The following is an 18,696-nucleotide window of genomic DNA, read 5'->3' as shown; positions in this document are numbered from 1 at the left end:
TGTTCTTTCCTAGCCTGTTGCATCAGGGTTGCAGGTGTTCCGCGACCGGGCCCAGGGCCAGCGCGGGCACATAGGTGAGCGCGCCAACCAGCAGCACGGCGCCGATCAGGAGCGTCACGAAAAGCGGGCCCGTGGTCGGCATGCTGCCGGGGCCGGCGGGCAAGCGGCGCTTGGCGGCCAGGGAGCCGGCCATGGCCAGCACGGCCACGATCACGGCGAACCGGCCGAACCACATCGCGATGCCCAGCAGCACGTTGTAGAACGGGGTGTTGGCCGACAGTCCGGCAAAGGCGCTGCCGTTGTTGTTAGCTGCCGACGAGAGCCCGTAGAGGATTTCCGAGAAGCCGTGGATGCCGGGGTTCAGCACGCCGGCCTGACCGGCCGACAGGGAGACGGCCAGGGCCGTCCCGCCCAGCACCAGCACCGGCGTGGCCAGGATGACGATGGAAACCATCTTCATGTCGAAGGCCTCGATCTTCTTGCCCAGGTATTCCGGCGTGCGTCCGATCATCAACCCGGCGATGAAGACGCCCAGGATCGCAAAGGCCAGCATGCCGTACAGGCCCGAGCCGACGCCGCCGTACACCACCTCGCCCAACTGCATCAGCAGCATGGGGGACAGCCCGCCCATCGCCGTCAGCGAGTCGTGCATGCCGTTCACCGCGCCGCAGGAGGCTGCCGTGGTGATCGTGGCAAACAACGAGGTCGCGCCGATGCCGAAGCGGGTTTCCTTGCCTTCCATGTTGCCGCCGGGCGTGGTGACGCCGGCCTGGACGGCCATGGGATTGGCCTGCTGCTCGAACCACGCGGTGGACAGGGCGAATGCCACGAACAGCGCCGTCATCGCCGCCAGGACCGCGATCCCCTGGCGCCGGCTGCCCACCATTTCGCCGAACGTAAAGCACAGCGCGGCGGGTATCGACAGAATGGCCAGCATCTGCAGGAAGTTGGACAGGGGCGTGGGATTTTCGAACGGGTGCGCCGAATTGGCGTTGAAGAAGCCCCCGCCGTTGGTGCCCAGCAGCTTGATCGCTTCCTGCGACGCGACCGGTCCCATGGCGATCAGTTGCGTATTGGCGGTGACCGGGTCGGTGACCGCGTTGCCGGCCGCATCCAGGACCGGCTGGCCCTGCGCATCCACGCGCGGCGCGTCGTAGCGCACGGCTTCGACCGTCTGGACCTCCTGGTACGGGCTGACGTTCTGGATCACGCCCTGGCTGACCAGCGCCAGCGCCAGCACGAGCGAGAGCGGCAGCAGCACGTAGAGCGTGCAGCGGACCATGTCGGTCCAGAAGTTGCCCACCGTGGCGGAACAGTGCCGGGCGAGCCCGCGGATCAGCGCGAACAGCACGGTGATGCCGGTCGCGGCCGACACGAAGTTCTGCACCGTGAGCGCCAGCATCTGGGTCAGGTAGCTCATGGTCGACTCGCCGCCATAGCCCTGCCAGTTGGTGTTGGTGACGAAGCTGATCGCCGTGTTCAGCGCGGAGTCCGGCGTCACGGCGCCCATGGCGGCGGGATTCAGGGGCAGGGCGCCCTGCAGGCGCTGCAGCGCGTAGACGGCCGCGACGCCGATGATATTGAAGGCCAGCACCGCCAGGGCATAGCGCTTCCATCCCATTTCGGCCTGGGGATCGACCCCCGCCAATCGGTAGATGCCGCGCTCGATCGGCCGGCCCCAGGCGGTCAGGCGGGAGCGGCCATCTTCCATGGCGATGCGGATGTAGCGCCCGAGCAGGGGCGCGATCGCAAGCAGGACCGCAAGGTACAGGCCCAGCAGCCCGAGGTATTCGGGAGTCATCAGAATTTCTCCGGTTTGAACAGCGCGACCAGCAGGTACACGAAGAGGAACGCGGCCGTCAGGCCGCTCAACCAATAGAGCCCGTTCATGGCTGGGCTCCAGTGGACAAGGCGGCGCAGAAGCGCAGCAGGCCCCAGGTCAGCCCGGCCAACGCGGCGAAGAGGGCGATATAGATGAGATCCACGTTTTTCTCCCCGGGAGGCGTGCTCCCTTCGAATGACAGCCTGCGCGGCAAGGGTGGATGCGCGCCGGGCAGGCGAAGTAACCCGTCAGCAGACGGCGGCCAGCAGTCAGCGGTCGCCAATCAGGACACGGGCAGGTTACGGAGCGGGGGATAAAAACGGGGTATAGCTTGGGAGGCGGGGTGTAAACAGGATATAAAGACGGCCGCGCGGACAGCGGGGTGCGCCGTGCCCGGATTCGGGCATCGGGCGCGGCACCGGCTTGTGGCGCGCCGCCATCCGGCATGCTCACTATCTGAGCAACGCTCAAGATCTAGGCCGAAAGCCGGGGGAAAAATCGGGAAAAATCCCAATATTTAGTACGGGCGGCCGAAATTGCACTTATATGGTGCAGGGAATATGTAAATGAATGCTCCGTCTTAGGGCATTCCCCTAGTGTGACATTCCCGCATCTGGTGCAGAATCTCTTCCCATGCAGGTGAGGAGACAAAGCCCTGCATGGGCAAATACCGGCGGCACCGGTACATAAAAAAAGTAAAGCAGTACTCAAAAAAAGCAAACGCACAACGGCTGGCACCAGGAAGTGCCAGCCGTTGTCGCATAAAAAGCCGGCATTTCCCGATTCAGGGCTTTTCAAGCGCTGCGTTTCGCGATATTCAGATGGGATCTGCTCATCCAAGCTATGCCGCAAACGCGCCTTCCTCCATCCCCGACATCCGTCACGCCCTATTGGCGCCGCAACCGGCGGCTGATCCTGCTGCTGCTGGTCGCCTGGGCGGCGCTGACCTTCGTTCCTTCCTATCTTGCGCGCAGCCTGAGCTTCGATTTCATCGGCTGGCCCTTCGCCTTCTGGATGGCCGCCTATGGCGCCCCGCTGGCCTACCTGATCATCATCGCCGTCTACGCCCGGGTCATGAATCGCGCCGATGAGCGCGCCGAAGAAACCGGGGAGCCGCGCTGATGCCGTTTTTCAGCGGAGACACGCCGCATCAGTTCCGCATCCGCCTGCGGCGCATCTATGTGCTGTACACGGCGGGCTTCGCGCTGATGATCCTGCTGATGGCGCTGGCCGAGATCCTGGGCATGCCGCGCAATTGGATCGGGTATGTGTTCCTGCTGGTCACCGTCAGCCTGTACGCCGGCATCGGCATCGTCTGCCGCACCTCCGACCAGGTGGAGTATTACGTGGCGGGGCGCCGGGTGCCCGCCATCTACAACGGCATGGCCACGGCCGCGGACTGGATGTCGGTGGCGTCCTTCATCGGGGTTGCGGGCACCCTCTACCTGACCGGCTACGGCGGACTGGCCTACATCATGGGCTGGACCGGCGGCTACGTGCTGGTGGCCATGCTGCTGGCGCCCTACCTGCGGCGCTTCGGCCAATACACCCTTCCCGATTTCATGGGCGCGCGCTACGGCGGCAACCTGCCGCGCCTGGCCGGCGTCGCCTGCGCCATCCTCTGTTCGTTCACCTACCTGGTCGCCCAGATCTACGGCGTGGGCATCATCACCACGCGCATGACCGGCATTTCCTTCGAACTGGGCATCTTCGTGGCGCTGGGGGGCATGCTGGTCTGCTCGTTCCTGGGCGGCATGCGGGCGGTCACCTGGACGCAGGTCGGGCAGTACATCATCCTGGTCATCGCCTATCTGGTGCCGGTGATCTGGCTGTCGGTCAAGCACACCAACATGCCGCTGCCGCAACTGTCGGGCGGCGCGGTGCTGCAGCAGGTCACCGAGAAAGAGGTCTACCTGCGCAACGACCCGTCCGAGATCGAGGTGCGCCGGATCTGGCAGGAGCGCGCCGACCAGATGTCGCGCCGCCTGGAGGCGCTGCCCGATTCCTGGACGCTGGAAAAGGACAAGCTGCGCAGCCGGCTGGCGCAGTTGAACGCCGGCGACGCGCCCATGGTCGAGATCCGGTCGGCCGAGCGCGAGCTGGCCGCCTACCCGCCCACGATCGAGGACGCGCGCGTCACCTGGTCGCAGGCCAAGGCGACCTTCGAGGCCCGCGCCGCGCCGCCCACGCCGCACGCCGAACCGTTCCCGGCGGAGGATCCCCAAGAGCGCAGCAACACGCGCATCAATTTCCTGGCGATGGTGCTGTGCCTGATGCTGGGCACCGCGGGCATGCCGCACATCCTGATGCGGTCCTATACGACGCCGTCCGTGATCGAGGCCCGCAAGTCGGTGTGCTGGTCGCTGCTGTTTATCCTGCTGCTGTATTTCATGGCGCCCGCGCTGGCGCTGCTGGTGAAATTCGAGATCTACACCCAGGTCGTGGGATCGAATTTCCTCAGCCTGCCGAACTGGGTGCATGCCTGGAGCGCGGTCGACACGAACCTGCTCGACGTCTCCGACATCAACCGCGACGGCGTCGTGCAGCTCAGCGAGATCAGCATGGGGGCGGACGTGGTGGTGCTGGCCATGCCCGAGATCGGCGGCCTGCCCTATGTGATTTCGGGGCTGGTGGCGGCGGGTGGGCTGGCCGCGGCGCTGTCCACGGCCGACGGGCTGCTGCTGACCCTGTCCAACTCCCTGTCGCACGACATGTGGTATCGCGTCGTCTCGCCCCGCATGTCGGCCGCGCGCCGGGTGATGGTGTCCAAGATCCTGCTGCTGGTGGTGGCCTTCGGCGCGGCGTGGGTGGCGGCGCGCAAGCCCGCGGACATCCTGTTCATGGTCTCGGCCGCGTTCTCGTTCGCGGCCTCGTCGTTCTTTCCGGCGCTGGTCATGGGGGTGTTCTGGCGGCGCGCCAACAAGTGGGGCGCCACACTGGGCATGGCGGCCGGCCTGGCCGTGACGTTTGCCTACATGACGCACACGCATCCGTGGCTGCGGGAATCGGTGCTTGGCATTGCGCGCACGCAGCCAGTGGACCTGTGGTGGGGCATCCAGCCCATCGCGGCGGGCGTCTTCGGCGCGCCGGTGGCGTTCCTGACGATCGTGGTGGTGTCGCTGCTGACGCCGCCGCCCGACCGGGCGACGCTGGCGCTGGTGGACTACCTGCGCAATCCGGGCCCGGGCAACCCGCCTCCCAAGAGTCAGTAGGGGGCGGGGCAGGCGGCCGGACCGCGGTTGCGCGGATCGGCGCACGATGCCCAGGCGGCGTCGGGCATGGCCTGCAACAGGGTCAGCACCTGGCCGGGGGCCCAGAGCCACTGCACCCGGCCCGGATGGCGGCCCGCGGCCGCCCAGACGCGCTGCCGTGCGTCGTCGCTCATGTCGAATCGCCCGCCGTCGCCGCTGTTGCCGCTGGCCAGCACGGAGGACGGATCGCGCCTGGCGTCGTAGACGTCGGCGCCGGGGCGCCGCTGCACGATGGCCCAGTCGTAGTGGTAAGACCCCAGGGCGGGGGGCTGCCAGGCCGGTCCCGGCAGCACCAGCACCCGGTGCTCGGTCTGCACGGCGCGGTACGGCAGCGCGGACGTCACGACTTTTCCGTCCGCGCCTTCGCGGACCGGGCGCAGGTAGCGCTGCACGGGCTGGCCCGTGGCGTCATGGACGATGACCTCGCTCGCGTCGCCGTTTTCCGGCGCATGGCGGATGGTGCGCAGGAGGCGGCCGGACGCGTCATGCACATAGCTTGCCTGTGGCCGCCATGTGCCCTTGCCCTCGCAGTCGCCGTCGGCCAATTGCGCCAGCCAGCCGTTGTCGTCGTAGCGCAGGCATTGGCGGACGGCGGGATTTGCGCGGCCGTCCCAGGTGCGCGAGCGCAATTCGTAGCCGGTCAGCCGGCCGGACGGGTCATAGCGAAAGCGCGTTTCATTGTCCGGCGGCGGCAGGGCCGTGCCGGGCGAGGCGCGCGCCTCGTCCACGCGACGCGGACTGTATTGGGCGATGCCGCAAAGATGCCGGATGCCGTCGGCGCCGCGCTCGAAGCGCAGCACCGTGACGCCGATGCGGGCGCCGGGGTCGGCGGCGTAGACGGACCAGTCCACGCTTTCGGCCCAGATCACGGGCGTGGCGCGCGGCCCGGCCTGCACCTGCACCTCCACCTGCACCGGCGGCAGCCAGGTCCGGATGCGGGAGCCGTCCAGACCCAGCAGGGTGTTCGTGTCGTCCAGCCGGATATCCGCGACGATCATCTGGCGGTCGCCGGCGGCCAGCGGCGCGCACAGCGCCCAGCTCAGGCCCGGGAGCGCGGACAGCGCGGCTACGGTAAGCAGGCGCAAGGCCGGATCAGTGCGCGGCATTGTGCAGCCAGGTGACCAGGCCCCACAGCTCGGCGCTGACGCCGCCCAGCCGCAGCGCCCCTTCGCGGGACTCCATCAGCAGGAAGGGATAGGCCTTGCGTTCGAACGTGCCCGCGGGCGGCAGCCGGTACGGGGTGAACTGACCGGACGAGAGCAGATAGGTGTTGGTCATGTCGCCCACGTCCACGTGCAGGTACCAGACGGTCAGGTCCGTGCTGGCGAGCGTGTCGTCCGTTTCGGGATAGCGGCCGCCCTGGCCGGCGGGGATGCCGCTCTCGAGCACGCCCATGAAGACCGGACGCGGTCCGTAGTGCGACCGATACGCGCCGTCGCCGGTCTGGCGGGCGAAGGCCCCGCGGATGAAACCCGCTCCGCGCGAACCGGGCACCACGGACCGCTCGAACAGGGCGTCCAGTTGCGCATCGGTCAGGGGCTCGCGGGTGGCTGCCAGCCGGTCCATGTCCTGCGTGAAGACACTCAGCCAGGCGCGATAGCGTTTGAGTTCGGCGGCGCGGTCGAATTCCTGGGCCATGGCGTTGCCCGCCAGCAACCAGGCCAGGCACAGGCAAGCCGTCAGCACACGCCGCAGGATGCCTGGCGCCCGGAAGCCCGGCGCCCGGATGCCCGGCGCCCGCAGGCACTGCGCGAGGATCGCCGCGCCCGCCATCAATGCGAAACGGACTTCGAGAAGACGTTCATCACCACCACGCCGGCGATGATGAGGCCGATGCCGATGAGCGCGGGCGTATCCAGGTGCTGCTTGAACAGCACGGCGCCCACGATGGAAATCAGCACGATGCCGACGCCGGACCAGATGGCGTAGGCAATGCCCACGGGAATCTCGCGCAGCGTCAGCGACAGGAAATAGAAGGAGATGAGGTAGCCGAAGACGGTGATCACCGAGGGCACGAGGCGCGTGAAGCCCTCGGAGCCCTTGAGCGCGCTGGTGGCGAAGATCTCGGCGACGATCGCCACGGCAAGGTACAGCCACTTCATTTGCGCGGTCCCTCGGACTGCCGCAGCAGCACCAGCAGGGCGCCGGCGCCGCCTTCGCGTTCGGGGGCTTCGGAGAACGCCATCACCTCGGCCTTCTGGACCAGCCAGGTGCGCGCCTTGTCCTTGAGCACCGGCTCCAGGCCCTCGGAGTTGTAGCCCTTGCCGTGCACGATGCGCACGCAGCGGATGCCGTGTTCCTGGCATTCGTCCAGGAACGACAGCAGGGCATGGCGGGCCTGTTCGACACGCAGCCCGTGCAGGTCGAGTTCCGCGCCCGCGCGCCACTGGCCGCGGCGCAGGTTGCGCGCGGTGTCGGGCGCGACATCGCCGCGCACGAAGGCCGTGCCGCCTTCCGACAGCAGGTGCGTGATCTCGCCGCCATCGGACACGCCCGCATCGGCCCGGGCGGGCGTTTCGCCCAGCGCATTGGCGCGGCGCAAGGCGGGCGCGGGCTCCGCGACGGGCTTGTGCGCGACGCGGGCCGCGTGCCGGATCGGCGTGACGGACTTCATCGAGCGCTTGAACGCCGCCAGATCGTCCTCGGGGGGCGATTCCTTCGGGGCCTTGGCCACCACCGCCCGCGCCGGGGCAAGGGCGGCGCGCTCGCGCTCGTCCTGCAGGTCCTTCTTCAGGCGTTTCAGGTCGGCCAGGCCGACCTTACTGCCCCGCATTCTCCAACCACCGCTGAGCATCCAGGGCGGCCATGCAGCCGGTGCCGGCGCTGGTGATGGCCTGGCGGTAGACGTGGTCCTGCACGTCGCCGGCAGCGAAGACGCCGGGCACCGAGGTCATGGTGGCCATGCCGGACAGGCCGCTCTTGGTGACGATGTAGCCGTCCTTCATCTCGAGCTGGCCCTGGAAGATTTCCGTGTTGGGCTGGTGGCCGATGGCGATGAACGCGCCCGTGACGGCCATGTCTTCGGTGGCGCCAGTGTCCACGTGACGGACACGCACGCCGGTCACGCCGCTGTCGTCGCCCAGCACTTCTTCCAGCGTGTGGAACAGCTTGAGTTCCATGTTGCCGTTTTCGACCTTGCTCATGAGCTTGTCGACCAGGATGGGCTCGGCGCGGAACTTGTCGCGGCGGTGAATCAGGGTGACCTTGCGGCAGATGTTGGACAGGTAGAGGGCTTCCTCGACGGCCGTATTGCCGCCGCCGACCACCACCACGTCCTGGTTACGGTAGAAAAAGCCGTCGCAGGTGGCGCAGCCCGACACGCCGCGGCCCATGAAGGACTGCTCGGACGGCAGGCCCAGGTACTTGGCCGAGGCGCCGGTTGCGATGATCAGCGCGTCGCAGGTGTAGATCTTGCCGGTGTCGCCGGTCAGGGTGAAAGGGCGCTTGGAGAGGTCGACCTTGGCGATGTGGTCGAACAGCATTTCGGTGTTGAAGCGTTCGGCGTGCTTCTGGAAGCGCTGCATCAGGTCCGGACCCTGCACGCCGTCCGCGTCGGCCGGCCAGTTGTCGACGTCGGTGGTGGTCATGAGCTGGCCGCCTTGGGCCAGACCTGTAACAAGAACAGGGTTCAAATTGGCGCGTGCCGCATAGACGGCCGCCGTGTAACCGGCGGGGCCGGAACCGAGTATCAAAACTTTAGCGTGCGTAGGCGTGGACATGGGCGGGTATCTTTAGGGTAACGCCCAATTATAATGAGCCGCATGCCGCGTATCTCCACTGCTTCTCCGCGCGCCTCGCGCAACACCCGCAACGGACCCTCGCCGCTGCAAACGCGCATTTCCGCGTTGCTGCGCGAAGCCCGCTGGATCCTGTTTGCCGCCCTGGCGGCCTGGCTTACCCTGGTGCTCGCCACCTGGAGCGCGTCCGACCCCGGTTGGTCGCACTCGGTGCCGGGCGACGTGGTGCGCAACCAGGGCGGCCGGCTGGGCGCCTATCTGGCGGACATCCTCCTTTATTTGTTCGGTTTTTCGGCCTGGTGGTGGGTCGTCCTGCTGCTGCACCGCGTGCGCGCCGGCTACCGCCGTCTGGCGGCGCAGTTGCGCGTGGCCAACAGCAAGCAGCCCGAAGTGCTGCCGCGCGTCCACTGGGAAGAAGGCATCGGCTTTTTCCTGCTGATGGTCGGATCGCTGGGCATGGAAGCCCTGCGCCTGGCCAGCCGCGGCACCCATCTGCCCGGCGCATCCGAAACCGCCAGCGGTGCGGGCGGGGTCATCGGCCAGATGCTGTCCGACCTGATCGGCAACAGCATCGGCTTCACGGGCGCGACGCTGGCGTTTTTGGTCATGCTCGCGATCGGACTCAGTCTGTTTTTCTCGTTCTCCTGGCTCGCGGTCGCCGAGCGCGTGGGGGCCTGGCTGGAAGGCCTGGTCCGCAAGGTGCGCAATTCCTATACCGCCCGCCAGGACCGCAAGGTCGGTGAAGTCGCCAAGACCGTGCGCAATGAGCAGGTCGTCGCCAAGCAGGAAAAGCTGGTGCACGAGCAGCCGGTCCGCATCGAGCCGGCCATCACCGTGGTGCCCAAGTCCGAGCGCGTCGAAAAGGAAAAGCAGCAGTCGCTGTTTTTTGCGCCCGCGCCCGGCGCCGAAGGCGACCTGCCGGCCATCAGCCTGCTGGATCCGCCCCTGAACAACCAGGAAACCGTCTCGGCCGAGACCATCGAGTTCACCTCGCGCCTGATCGAAAAGAAGCTCGCCGACTTCGGCGTCTCGGTCACCGTGGTGGCCGCGCAGGCCGGCCCGGTCATCACCCGCTACGAAATCGAGCCGGCCACCGGCGTCAAGGGCAGCCAGATCGTCAACCTGGCCAAGGACCTGGCGCGCGCGCTCAGCCTGGTCAGCATCCGGGTCGTGGAAACCATTCCGGGCAAGAACCTGATGGGCCTGGAGTTGCCCAATCCGCGCCGCCAGATGGTGCGCCTGTCCGAAATCCTGGGCTCGCAGACCTACCACGCCAGCCATTCCGTGGTGACCATGGCGCTGGGCAAGGACATCGCCGGCAATCCGGTGGTCGCCGACCTGGCCAAGATGCCCCACCTGCTGGTGGCGGGCACCACGGGTTCGGGCAAGTCCGTCGGGATCAACGCCATGATCCTGTCGCTGCTCTACAAGGCCGACGCCTCGCACACGCGCCTGATCCTGATCGATCCGAAGATGCTCGAAATGAGCGTCTACGAAGGCATTCCGCACCTGCTGGCGCCCGTCGTCACCGACATGCGCCAGGCGTCCAACGCGCTGAACTGGTGCGTCGGCGAAATGGAAAAACGCTATCGCCTCATGAGCAAGATGGGCGTGCGCAACCTGGCGGGCTACAACACCAAGATCCGCGATGCCATCAAGCGCGAGGAACCGATCCCCAATCCGTTCTCGCTGACCCCGGACCAGCCCGAGCCCCTGACGCCGCTGCCCACCATCGTGGTCGTCATCGACGAGCTGGCCGACCTGATGATGGTGGTCGGCAAGAAGATCGAAGAACTCATCGCCCGCCTGGCCCAGAAGGCGCGCGCGGCCGGCATCCACCTCATCCTGGCCACGCAGCGTCCCAGCGTGGACGTGATCACGGGCCTGATCAAGGCCAACATCCCGACGCGCATCGCGTTCCAGGTGTCGTCCAAGATCGACTCGCGCACCATTCTTGACCAGATGGGCGCGGAAACCCTGCTGGGCCAGGGCGACATGCTGTACATGCCGCCGGGCACCGGCCTGCCGGTGCGCGTGCACGGCGCCTTCTGCAGCGACGACGAGGTCCACCGCGTCGTCGAAAGCCTGAAGGCGCAGGGCGAACCGAACTACGTGGAAGGCCTGCTCGAAGGCGGGCTGGAAGGCGACGGGGCCGAGGGCGCCAGCAGCGTCACCGGCATCGGCGGCGATGCGGAATCGGACCCCATGTACGACCAGGCCTGCGAGGTCGTGCTCAAGCACCGCCGCGCGTCCATCTCGCTGGTGCAGCGGCATCTGCGGATTGGTTACAACCGTGCGGCCCGGTTACTTGAGCAGATGGAGCAATCGGGTATGGTGTCGGCGATGCAGTCCAATGGCAACCGCGAGATCCTCGTTCCCGCCGCTGCCGCCGCCCGAGAGGAAGCATGATGAAGACGTTTACCCGCCTGGCCGCCGTCGCGCTGCTGGGCCTGTCGCCGGCCCTGGCGCTTGCCGCCAGCGCGCAGGAACAGTTGCGCGCCTTCGTGTCCACGGTCACGTCGGCCACCGGTTCGTTCTCGCAGTACACCGTGAACAACCAGGGCCGCACGCAGCCCGCGCAGACCGGGGTGTTTTCGTTTCAGCGTCCCGGCAAGTTCAAGTGGGCCGTGCAAAAGCCCTACGAACAGCTGGTCATCTCCGACGGCCGCCAGGTGTTCCAGTATGACCCCGACCTGGCCCAGGTCACCGAGCGCAAGGTCGACGCCGCCATCGGCACCTCGCCGGCCGCGATCCTTTTTGGGTCTGGCTCGCTCGAACAATCCTTCGATGTCTCCGCGCTGCCGGCCAAGGACGGCGTGGACTGGCTGCGCGCCAAGCCGCGCACGGCAGACGCCGGCTTTTCGCGCGTCGACATCGGCATGAAAGACAACCTGCCCGTGCGCGTGGAACTGCTGGACTCATTCGGCCAGACCACCCGCGTGGACCTGTCGGGCATCCAGGCCAATCCGCAATTGCCCGCCAAGGAATTCCAGTTCACCGCGCCCAAGGGTGTGGATGTGGTGAAGATGTAGGGGCGGTGTTGGCGCCAGCCCCCTCGGGGGGCAGCTAGCCCACGTTAGTGGGTGCGGCGTGGGGGCCGCCCCGCCGCCGGGCCGCCCCAAGGCGGGGCAGCCCCCTCGGGGGGCAGCTAGCCCACGTTAGTGGGCGCGGCGTGGGGGCCCTTATACGCCACACAATCCACTTCCACCTTCGCATCCACTACCAGGCTCGACTGCACGCACGCCCGCGCGGGCGGGTTTTCGCCGAAGTATTCCTTGAAGACCTTGTTGAACGACGCGAAGTCGCGCGCGTCGTCCAGCCAGACGCCGCAGCGCACTACGTGTTCGGGGCCGTAGCCGGCTTCCTTCAGAATGGCGAGCACCTGCTGGATGGCCTTGTGGCTTTGCGCCACGATGCCGCCTTCGATCACTTCGCCGTTGTCCATCGGCACCTGGCCGGAAACGTACAGCCAGCCGTCGGCCGCGACGGCGCGGGCGAAGGGCATGTGCGAGCCGCCCTGGCCGGTGCCGCCTGCCACGCCGTAGCGGGTGATGCCGTTGTTGTCGGGAGTGGGGGTCGCGCTCATGATGGTTCTCCTGGTGGGATAGGGAATCGGCGGCTGGGGTCAGCCCGCGCCAGGCCGGGGATAGGACGCGCGCAGGTCGCCATTGCGCGGCAGCCAGCGGCCGGCGCGCTCGCCGGTGGCCTGGCCCTTGCGATACGACAGGACGCCGTTGACCCAGACGCCTTCGATGCCTGCGGCGGTCTGCACCGGGGCGGCAAAGGTGGCGCGGTCGATGACGGTGTCCGGATTGAACAGCACCAGGTCCGCGTGGTAACCCTCGCGCACCAGGCCGCGCTCGGCCAGGCCGAAGCGCGCGGCCGACAGGCCCGTCATCTTGTGCACCGCCTGCGCCAGCGGGAACAGTCCCACGTCGCGGCTGTAATGGCCCAGCACGCGGGGAAAGGCGCCCCACAGGCGCGGATGCGGCATGGGATCGTTCGGCAGGCCGTCCGAGCCCACCATCGTGAGCCGGTGCGACAGCACGCGGCGCACGTCGTCCTCGTGCATGTTGTGATAGACGGCGCCCGCCGGCTGCAGGCGTTGCGCCGCCTCAAGCAGCGTGACGCCCCAGTCGGCCGCGATGGCCGCCAGCTTGCGGCGGGCCTGTTCCGGATGCGGCTCGGACCAGGTGATGTCGATGTCGAACTCGTCCGTGACCTGCTTGAGGTCCAGCGTGGACGAGCTGGCGGAATAGGGATAGCAGTCGCAGCCCACGTGCTGCATGCGGCCCGCGTTCTCCAGCTTGAACAGCACCTCCTTCGTGCGGCCCCAGTTGCCCGCGCCGGCGCATTTCAGGTGCGACACGACCACCGGCACGCGGGCATGCAGCGCGATGTCGAACGCCTCCTGCATCGCCTCCAGGATCGCGGCGAACTCCGACCGCAGGTGCGTGGTGTACAGCGCGCCGAACTCGTCCAGCGTCTCGGCCAACAGCTTGACCTCGGCCGTGTCGGCGTCGAACGCCGAGGCATACGCCAGGCCGGTGCTCAGGCCGATCGCGCCGTGCGCCAGGGCGTCGCGCAACTGGGCGCGCATCGCCATCACTTCGTCGTGCGTCGCGGACCGGTCCAGCCGGTCCATGTGGTTGTTGCGCAAGGCCGTGTGGCCCACCAGCGCGGCCACGTTCACCGCGGGGCGCGCGGCGTCGATCGCGCGGGTGTAGTCGGCAAAGGTCGGATACTGGAAATCTTCCCGCTTGCCCAGCAGGTTCATCGGGTCCGGCGGGTCGGCCCGCAGCGTGACGGGCGACGCGCTGATGCCGCAATTGCCCACCACCACGGTCGTCACGCCCTGCGACAGCTTGGGCAGCATGTCCGGCGTGCGGATGACGTTGGTGTCGTCGTGGGTGTGCACGTCGATGAAGCCGGGCGCCAGCGCGAGGCCGGTGCCGTCGACGATCTGTCGCGCCGGGGCGCCGGGCAGGTCGCCGATGGCGGCAATGCGGCCGTCGGCCAGCGCCACGCTGGCACGGATTTCCGGGCCGCCGGTGCCGTCCAGGATCCGGACGTTGCCTATGAGGGTGTCGTACATCTTGGGTTCCAGATCAATCGCCCAGCGGCAGGCGGTTCGGCCCGCCGCGGTGCTCGTCCAGCGCCAGCTTGATGCGGCGCAGGCGTTCGCGGTTTTCTTCCTGGTTCAGCATGGCCAGTTCGGTCGACAGCAGATCGATGGCCAGCATCATCGCGTAGCGCGAGGCGGACGGCTTGTAGATGAAGTCGGTCTCGTCGGTGCGGATCGGCAGCACCACGTCGGCCAGCCCGGCCAGCTCGGACGACGCGTCGGTGATGGCGACGATGCGCGCGTTGTATTGCTTGACGATGCGCGCCGCGCCCACGATCTCGGGCGTGAGGCCCGACGCCGACAGCACCAGCACCGCATCGCGCTCGTCCAGCGTGGCCGCCACCATGCGCAGCAGCACGGCGTCGCTGTACACGGCGATGGGATAGCCCAGCCGCACCAGGCGCGACTGGACTTCCTGCGCCAGGACGGCCGACGCGCCGCCCATGCCGAAGACGTAGATCATGCGCGCGCCATCCACGATGGACGCGGCCGCTTCGAAGAGCGGCTCGGTGAAGGTCGGCAGGTGCGCGCGCAGCGTGCTTTCGATGTCGGCGTAGATGCGCGCGTAGAACGTGCTTTCCTCGGCCGGCGCGCTGGGATCCAGGAAGCGGCTGCCCACCGTGCTGGCCTGCGCCAGCTTCATTTTCAGGTCGCGCGTGTCGTCGCAGCCGACCGTGCGCGCGAAGCGCGAGATCGTGGCGATGCTGACGCCCGCCTTGGCCGCCAACTGGTCGACGGTGGCGCTGGCGCTCCAGATGATGTCGTCCAGGATGGCGTCGGCCACCTTGCGTTCGGTCACGCTCAATGCGTCCCGCCGACTGCGTATCTGGAAGACGATGTCGCGGATGATGTTCATGTGGGATTCCTGGATCAAATCGGGCGGGCCTAGGCCGCGAGCGCGGGATCGTCGAGGCGGATGCAGGACACGTAATGGTCCGCGCTCACGCCCACGGCCGGCGGCACGGCGGCCGCGCAGGCCTCGATGGCGTGCGGGCATCGCGTGCGGAACACGCAGCCGGAAGGCGGGTTCACCGGGCTGGGGATGTCGCCTTTCAGGAGGATACGCGAACGCGGGGCGCGCGGATCCGGCACGGGCGCGGCGGACAGCAGGGCGCGCGTATAGGGGTGGCGGGGGCGGGCATAGACCTCGCGGGTCGGGCCGCGCTCCATGACGCGGCCCAGGTACATCACCACCACGTCGTCGCACAGGTAGTCCACCACCGCCAGGTCGTGGGCCACGAACAGCATGGTCAGCCCCAGGTCGCGCTGCAGGTCCTGCAGCAGGTTCAGCACCTGCGCCTGCACCGAGACGTCCAGCGCGGACACCGGCTCGTCGGCCACGATGAAATCCGGCTCCACCGCCAGCGCGCGCGCGATGCCGATGCGCTGGCGCTGGCCGCCGGAAAATTCATGCGGATAGCGGCGGCGATGGTCGGCGTTCAGGCCGACGCGTTCCAGGAGTTCGCCGATCCGCTCGGCGCGGCGCTCGCGCGCCAGCTTGTGGGTGTCCAGCGCCTCGCCCAGGATCTCGGCCACCGTCATGCGGGGGTTGAGGCTGGCGTACGGGTCCTGGAACACGATCTGCATGCGGCGGCGCCACGGCAGCATCTGCTTTTCATTAAGCGTCGTGATGTCGTGCCCGTCGAACACGATGCGGCCGGCGGTGGGCGCGAACAGGCGCAGCAGGGCGCGGCCGGTCGTGGTCTTGCCGGACCCGGATTCGCCGACCAGGCCGACGATGGTGTTGCGGGGCACCTCGAAGCTCACCCCGTCCACCGCCCGGACCACGGGCGCGTGGCGCGACTGCGAGGTGGGGAAGTGGACCTTCAGGTCCTCGATGCGCACCAGCGGATCGCCGGCGCGCGGAGTCGGGTTGCTCGTCATATCGGATTCACCTTGATGCAGCGCGCGCGGTGTTCGGCCTGCACGGTCACCAGTTCGGGCACGGCGGCGCGGCAGTCGTCCGCGGCCAGCGGGCAGCGCGGCGCGAAGGTACAGCCCGCGGGCAGGGACAGCACGCTGGGCACGTTGCCGGGAATGGCGCGCAGGCGCTCGCCCGAGGCCAGCAGCGCGGCGGTCGGCAGGCAGGACAGCAGGCCGCGCGTGTAGGGATGCGTGGGCTTTTCAAAGAGGTCGTAGACCCCGGCGTCTTCCACCACGCGGCCGGCGTACATGACGGCCACGCGGTGCGCGATCTCGGCCACCACGCCCAGGTTGTGCGTGATGAACAGGATGCTCATGTTCATCTCGGCCTGCAGCCGGCGCAAGAGGTCCAGGATCTGCGCCTGCACCGTCACGTCCAGCGCCGTGGTGGGCTCGTCGGCGATCAGCACGGCCGGGTTGCAGGCCAGCGCCAGCGCAATCATCACGCGCTGGCGCATGCCGCCCGACATCTGGTGCGGGTATTCGTTGACGCGCCGGTCGGCCGCGGGAATCTCCACGCGCTCCAGCATCTCGCGGGCGCGCTTGAGCGCCGCGGCGTGCGAGCCGCCCTCGTGCTGCAGCACGGCCTCGGCGATCTGGTCGCCTACCGTGTACAGCGGGTTCAGGCTGGTCATGGGCTCCTGGAAGATCATGGCGATCTCGGCCCCGCGGATCCGCTGCAAGGTGGCGGGCGTGGCGCGGGCCAGGTCGTGCTGCGTGCCCTGGCGGTCGCGGAACAGGATACGGCCCGCCTCGATGCGGCCGGCCGGCTTGGGCAAGAGGCCCATGATGGACAGGCTGGTCACCGACTTGCCCGAACCGGACTCGCCGACGATGGCCAGGGTTTCGCCGCGGGCCAGGTCGAAGGTGACGCCGTCCACGGATTTGGCGATGCCGTCGCGGCTGTGGAACCAGGTCTTCAGCCCTTGCACGGACAGCACGATGTCTCGGGTGCTTGCCGTCATGTTTACAGCTCCTTGCGCAGGCGCGGATCGAGGACGTCGCGCAGGCCGTCGCCCACCAGTTGCAGCGACAGCACGGACAGCACGATGGCGATGCCGGGAAAGATCATGATCCAGTCCGCCGAGCCCATGTACTGCTGGCCGGCGTTGATCATGGTGCCCCAGGTCGGGATGTCGGGCGACACGCCCACGCCCAGGAACGACAGGCCCGCCTCGGCCAGGATCGCGTAGGCGAAGATGAACGTGCCCTGCACCAGAATCGGCGACACCAGGTTGCGCAGCACGTGCACGGTGACGATGCGCCAGGTGGGCACGCCCAGCGCGCGGGCGGCTTCCACGAAGGGCAGTTCGCGGATCACCAGCGTCGAGGCCCGGACGATGCGCGCCAGGCGCGGCGTGTAGACGATGCCCAGCGCGATCACCACGTTGACCAGCGACGGTCCCAGCGCCGCCACCAGCGAGATGGCCAGCAGGATGTCGGGGAACGCCATCATCGCGTCGATCAGCCGCGACACGAACTTGTCGGCGGTGCGGAAAAAGCCCGCGACCAGCCCCAGCGCGATGCCCAGCACGCTGGACAGGATGACGACGGAAAAGCCCACCATCAGCGACAGGCGGCCGCCGTGGATCACGCGGCTGAACACGTCGCGCCCGAAGTCGTCGGTGCCGAACCAGTGCGCGGCGCCGGGCGCCTTCAGCCGGTTCATGATGGACAGCTTGAAGGGATCGTACGGGCTGATCCACGGCGCCAGCAGCGCGGCGACCGTGAGCACGACGATCACGATCAGGCTGATCAGCACCGTCTTGCGCGCCACGAGCAGGCGCAGGACTTGCCAGCGGTCGGCGCCGGCGCCGTTATGAGCGGAAGTTGCGATAGCCATTCTAGTAGCGCACCCGGGGATCGACCACCAGGTACAGCAGGTCGATGAGCAGATTGATCAGGACGTAGATCGCCGCAATGATGAGCAGCGCGCCCTGGATGACGGGATAGTCCCGGCGCAGCACGGCGGAGACCACCAGGCTGCCCACGCCGGGCAGGCCGAACACGGTTTCGGTCACGACCGCGCCGCTGATCAGCAGCGCCGTGGTCAGGCCCAGCACCGTCAGGATCGGGATCAGCGCGTTGCGCACCGCATGCTTCAGGATGACCTTGCGTTCGGGCAGCCCCTTGGCCCGCGCCGTGCGCACGTAGTCGTCGCGCAGCACATCCAGCATGCTGGCGCGGATGAAGCGGGTGATCAGCGCCGAATTCACCAGGCCCAGCACCACGGCCGGCAGGATCAGGTGCGACAGGCGCGTGGCCAGAGAGGCGTCCGGGCCGCCATAGCCGGCCACCGGCAGCCAGCCCAGCTTGACCGAGAACACCTGCATCAGCAGCAGCCCCAGCCAGAAGCTGGGCACGCTGGACGTGAACATCGAGAACGACAGCACCGACTGGTCCAGCGCGGTGCCCCGCTTGACCGCCGACAGAATCCCCACCGGCAGGGCGATGGCGCTGGCGATCAGCAGCGACATCAGCGTCAGCAGGATCGTCGGCTCGGCGCGGTCGGCCAGCGCCGACAGCACCGGCTTGTTCATGAAAATGGACTGGCCCAGGTCGCCTTGCAGCAGCTTGCCCAGCCAGGACACATACTGCACCGCCACGGGCTGGTCCAGCCCGAGCTGCGCGCGCAGCGCGGCGATGTCCTGCTGGCTGGCCTGCGGCCCCAGCATCACGGCGGCCGGGTCGCCGGGCGTGAGACGGATGATCACGAACACGATGGTCGCGACGATGAACATCACGGCCACCAGGCCGACCAGCCGGTTCAAGAGATAACGCAACACGGTGGAGTCCTAGAAGTCATTGCGCGGGCGCGAACGGATCGCGTGCGGGTGC

General features: G+C 68.0%; 18 protein-coding genes. 4 read left to right on the top strand and 14 right to left on the bottom strand.

What is annotated here, in order from left to right:
* Positions 1-22: 22 nt before the first annotated feature.
* Together kdpA and kdpF are read right to left on the bottom strand one after the other, a co-directional pair.
* The gene (gene kdpA, locus ACZ50Q_RS23215) at positions 23-1,801 is read right to left on the bottom strand and encodes a potassium-transporting ATPase subunit KdpA (protein ID WP_464079671.1); all 1,779 of its coding nucleotides are present in this window, start codon (positions 1,799-1,801) and stop codon (positions 23-25) included.
* Entirely contained in the window at positions 1,801-1,890 is a 90-nt protein-coding gene (gene kdpF / locus ACZ50Q_RS23210; protein ID WP_076519108.1) for a K(+)-transporting ATPase subunit F, read from the bottom strand. The genes kdpA and kdpF overlap by 1 nt, the downstream gene beginning before the upstream one ends.
* A 775-nt stretch (positions 1,891-2,665) precedes the next feature.
* On the opposite strand from kdpF, the gene ACZ50Q_RS23205 reads away from it, so the two are divergent.
* Together ACZ50Q_RS23205 and ACZ50Q_RS23200 are read left to right on the top strand one after the other, a co-directional pair.
* The gene (locus ACZ50Q_RS23205; protein WP_092582378.1) at positions 2,666-2,944 is read left to right on the top strand and encodes a DUF4212 domain-containing protein; all 279 of its coding nucleotides are present in this window, start codon (positions 2,666-2,668) and stop codon (positions 2,942-2,944) included.
* The gene (locus ACZ50Q_RS23200) at positions 2,944-5,034 is read left to right on the top strand and encodes a sodium:solute symporter family protein (protein ID WP_076519110.1); all 2,091 of its coding nucleotides are present in this window, start codon (positions 2,944-2,946) and stop codon (positions 5,032-5,034) included. Before ACZ50Q_RS23205 ends, ACZ50Q_RS23200 begins: the two co-directional genes overlap by 1 nt.
* Here the strand turns inward: ACZ50Q_RS23200 and ACZ50Q_RS23195 are convergent.
* The 5 genes from ACZ50Q_RS23195 to trxB form a co-directional block, all read right to left on the bottom strand.
* Positions 5,028-6,179 (bottom strand): hypothetical protein, encoded by a 1,152-nt coding sequence (locus tag ACZ50Q_RS23195; protein ID WP_464079670.1) that lies wholly within the window; start codon positions 6,177-6,179, stop codon positions 5,028-5,030. The genes ACZ50Q_RS23200 and ACZ50Q_RS23195 overlap by 7 nt on opposite strands.
* Positions 6,166-6,759, bottom strand: a complete 594-nt coding sequence (locus tag ACZ50Q_RS23190) for a hypothetical protein (RefSeq protein ID WP_464079669.1) — start codon at positions 6,757-6,759, stop codon at positions 6,166-6,168. The genes ACZ50Q_RS23195 and ACZ50Q_RS23190 overlap by 14 nt, the downstream gene beginning before the upstream one ends.
* A gap of 86 nt (positions 6,760-6,845) precedes the next feature.
* Entirely contained in the window at positions 6,846-7,175 is a 330-nt protein-coding gene (locus ACZ50Q_RS23185; protein WP_056321352.1) for a DMT family transporter, read from the bottom strand.
* Positions 7,172-7,846, bottom strand: coding sequence for a Smr/MutS family protein (locus tag ACZ50Q_RS23180; RefSeq protein ID WP_464079668.1), 675 nt, complete (start codon positions 7,844-7,846; stop codon positions 7,172-7,174). The genes ACZ50Q_RS23185 and ACZ50Q_RS23180 overlap by 4 nt, the downstream gene beginning before the upstream one ends.
* The gene (gene trxB / locus ACZ50Q_RS23175) at positions 7,833-8,792 is read right to left on the bottom strand and encodes a thioredoxin-disulfide reductase (RefSeq protein WP_076519114.1); all 960 of its coding nucleotides are present in this window, start codon (positions 8,790-8,792) and stop codon (positions 7,833-7,835) included. Before trxB ends, ACZ50Q_RS23180 begins: the two co-directional genes overlap by 14 nt.
* Before the next feature lie 42 nt (positions 8,793-8,834).
* Between trxB and ACZ50Q_RS23170 the strand changes: the two genes are divergently transcribed.
* Positions 8,835-11,219, top strand: a complete 2,385-nt coding sequence (locus ACZ50Q_RS23170) for a DNA translocase FtsK (RefSeq protein ID WP_464079667.1) — start codon at positions 8,835-8,837, stop codon at positions 11,217-11,219.
* Positions 11,219-11,842 carry an outer membrane lipoprotein chaperone LolA gene (gene lolA / locus ACZ50Q_RS23165; RefSeq protein ID WP_076519116.1) on the top strand — a complete coding sequence of 208 codons (624 nt, stop codon included), beginning with the start codon at positions 11,219-11,221 and terminating at the stop codon, positions 11,840-11,842. The genes ACZ50Q_RS23170 and lolA overlap by 1 nt, the downstream gene beginning before the upstream one ends.
* Positions 11,843-11,958: 116 nt before the next feature.
* On the opposite strand, the gene ACZ50Q_RS23160 is transcribed toward lolA, so the two are convergent.
* From ACZ50Q_RS23160 to ACZ50Q_RS23130, 7 genes are read right to left on the bottom strand one after another with little or no spacing between them, the layout of a single operon-like run.
* Complete coding sequence (locus ACZ50Q_RS23160; protein ID WP_076519117.1) at positions 11,959-12,396, bottom strand: RidA family protein; 438 nt, start codon at positions 12,394-12,396, stop codon at positions 11,959-11,961.
* Positions 12,397-12,435: 39 nt separating this feature from the next.
* Positions 12,436-13,905, bottom strand: a complete 1,470-nt coding sequence (locus tag ACZ50Q_RS23155) for an N-acyl-D-amino-acid deacylase family protein (protein WP_464079666.1) — start codon at positions 13,903-13,905, stop codon at positions 12,436-12,438.
* Positions 13,906-13,918: 13 nt separating this feature from the next.
* Positions 13,919-14,791: a MurR/RpiR family transcriptional regulator gene (locus ACZ50Q_RS23150; protein ID WP_076519119.1), complete on the bottom strand. Its 873-nt coding sequence runs from the start codon at positions 14,789-14,791 to the stop codon at positions 13,919-13,921.
* Between the two features lie 29 nt (positions 14,792-14,820).
* Positions 14,821-15,819, bottom strand: a complete 999-nt coding sequence (locus ACZ50Q_RS23145) for an ABC transporter ATP-binding protein (RefSeq protein WP_092582386.1) — start codon at positions 15,817-15,819, stop codon at positions 14,821-14,823.
* Positions 15,816-16,823 (bottom strand): ABC transporter ATP-binding protein, encoded by a 1,008-nt coding sequence (locus tag ACZ50Q_RS23140; protein ID WP_464079665.1) that lies wholly within the window; start codon positions 16,821-16,823, stop codon positions 15,816-15,818. Before ACZ50Q_RS23140 ends, ACZ50Q_RS23145 begins: the two co-directional genes overlap by 4 nt.
* Before the next feature lie 2 nt (positions 16,824-16,825).
* Positions 16,826-17,701 (bottom strand): ABC transporter permease, encoded by an 876-nt coding sequence (locus ACZ50Q_RS23135; RefSeq protein ID WP_092582388.1) that lies wholly within the window; start codon positions 17,699-17,701, stop codon positions 16,826-16,828.
* A 1-nt stretch (position 17,702) separates the two neighbouring features.
* A complete protein-coding gene (locus tag ACZ50Q_RS23130) occupies positions 17,703-18,644 on the bottom strand; it encodes an ABC transporter permease (RefSeq protein ID WP_092582389.1) in 942 nt (313 codons plus the stop codon).
* Positions 18,645-18,696: the final 52 nt, after the last annotated feature.

The organism is Achromobacter sp. T5-5 (assembly GCF_055397965.1).
The sequence above is the reverse complement of the archived record's forward strand: the minus strand, read 5'-3'. Positions and strand labels throughout refer to the sequence as shown.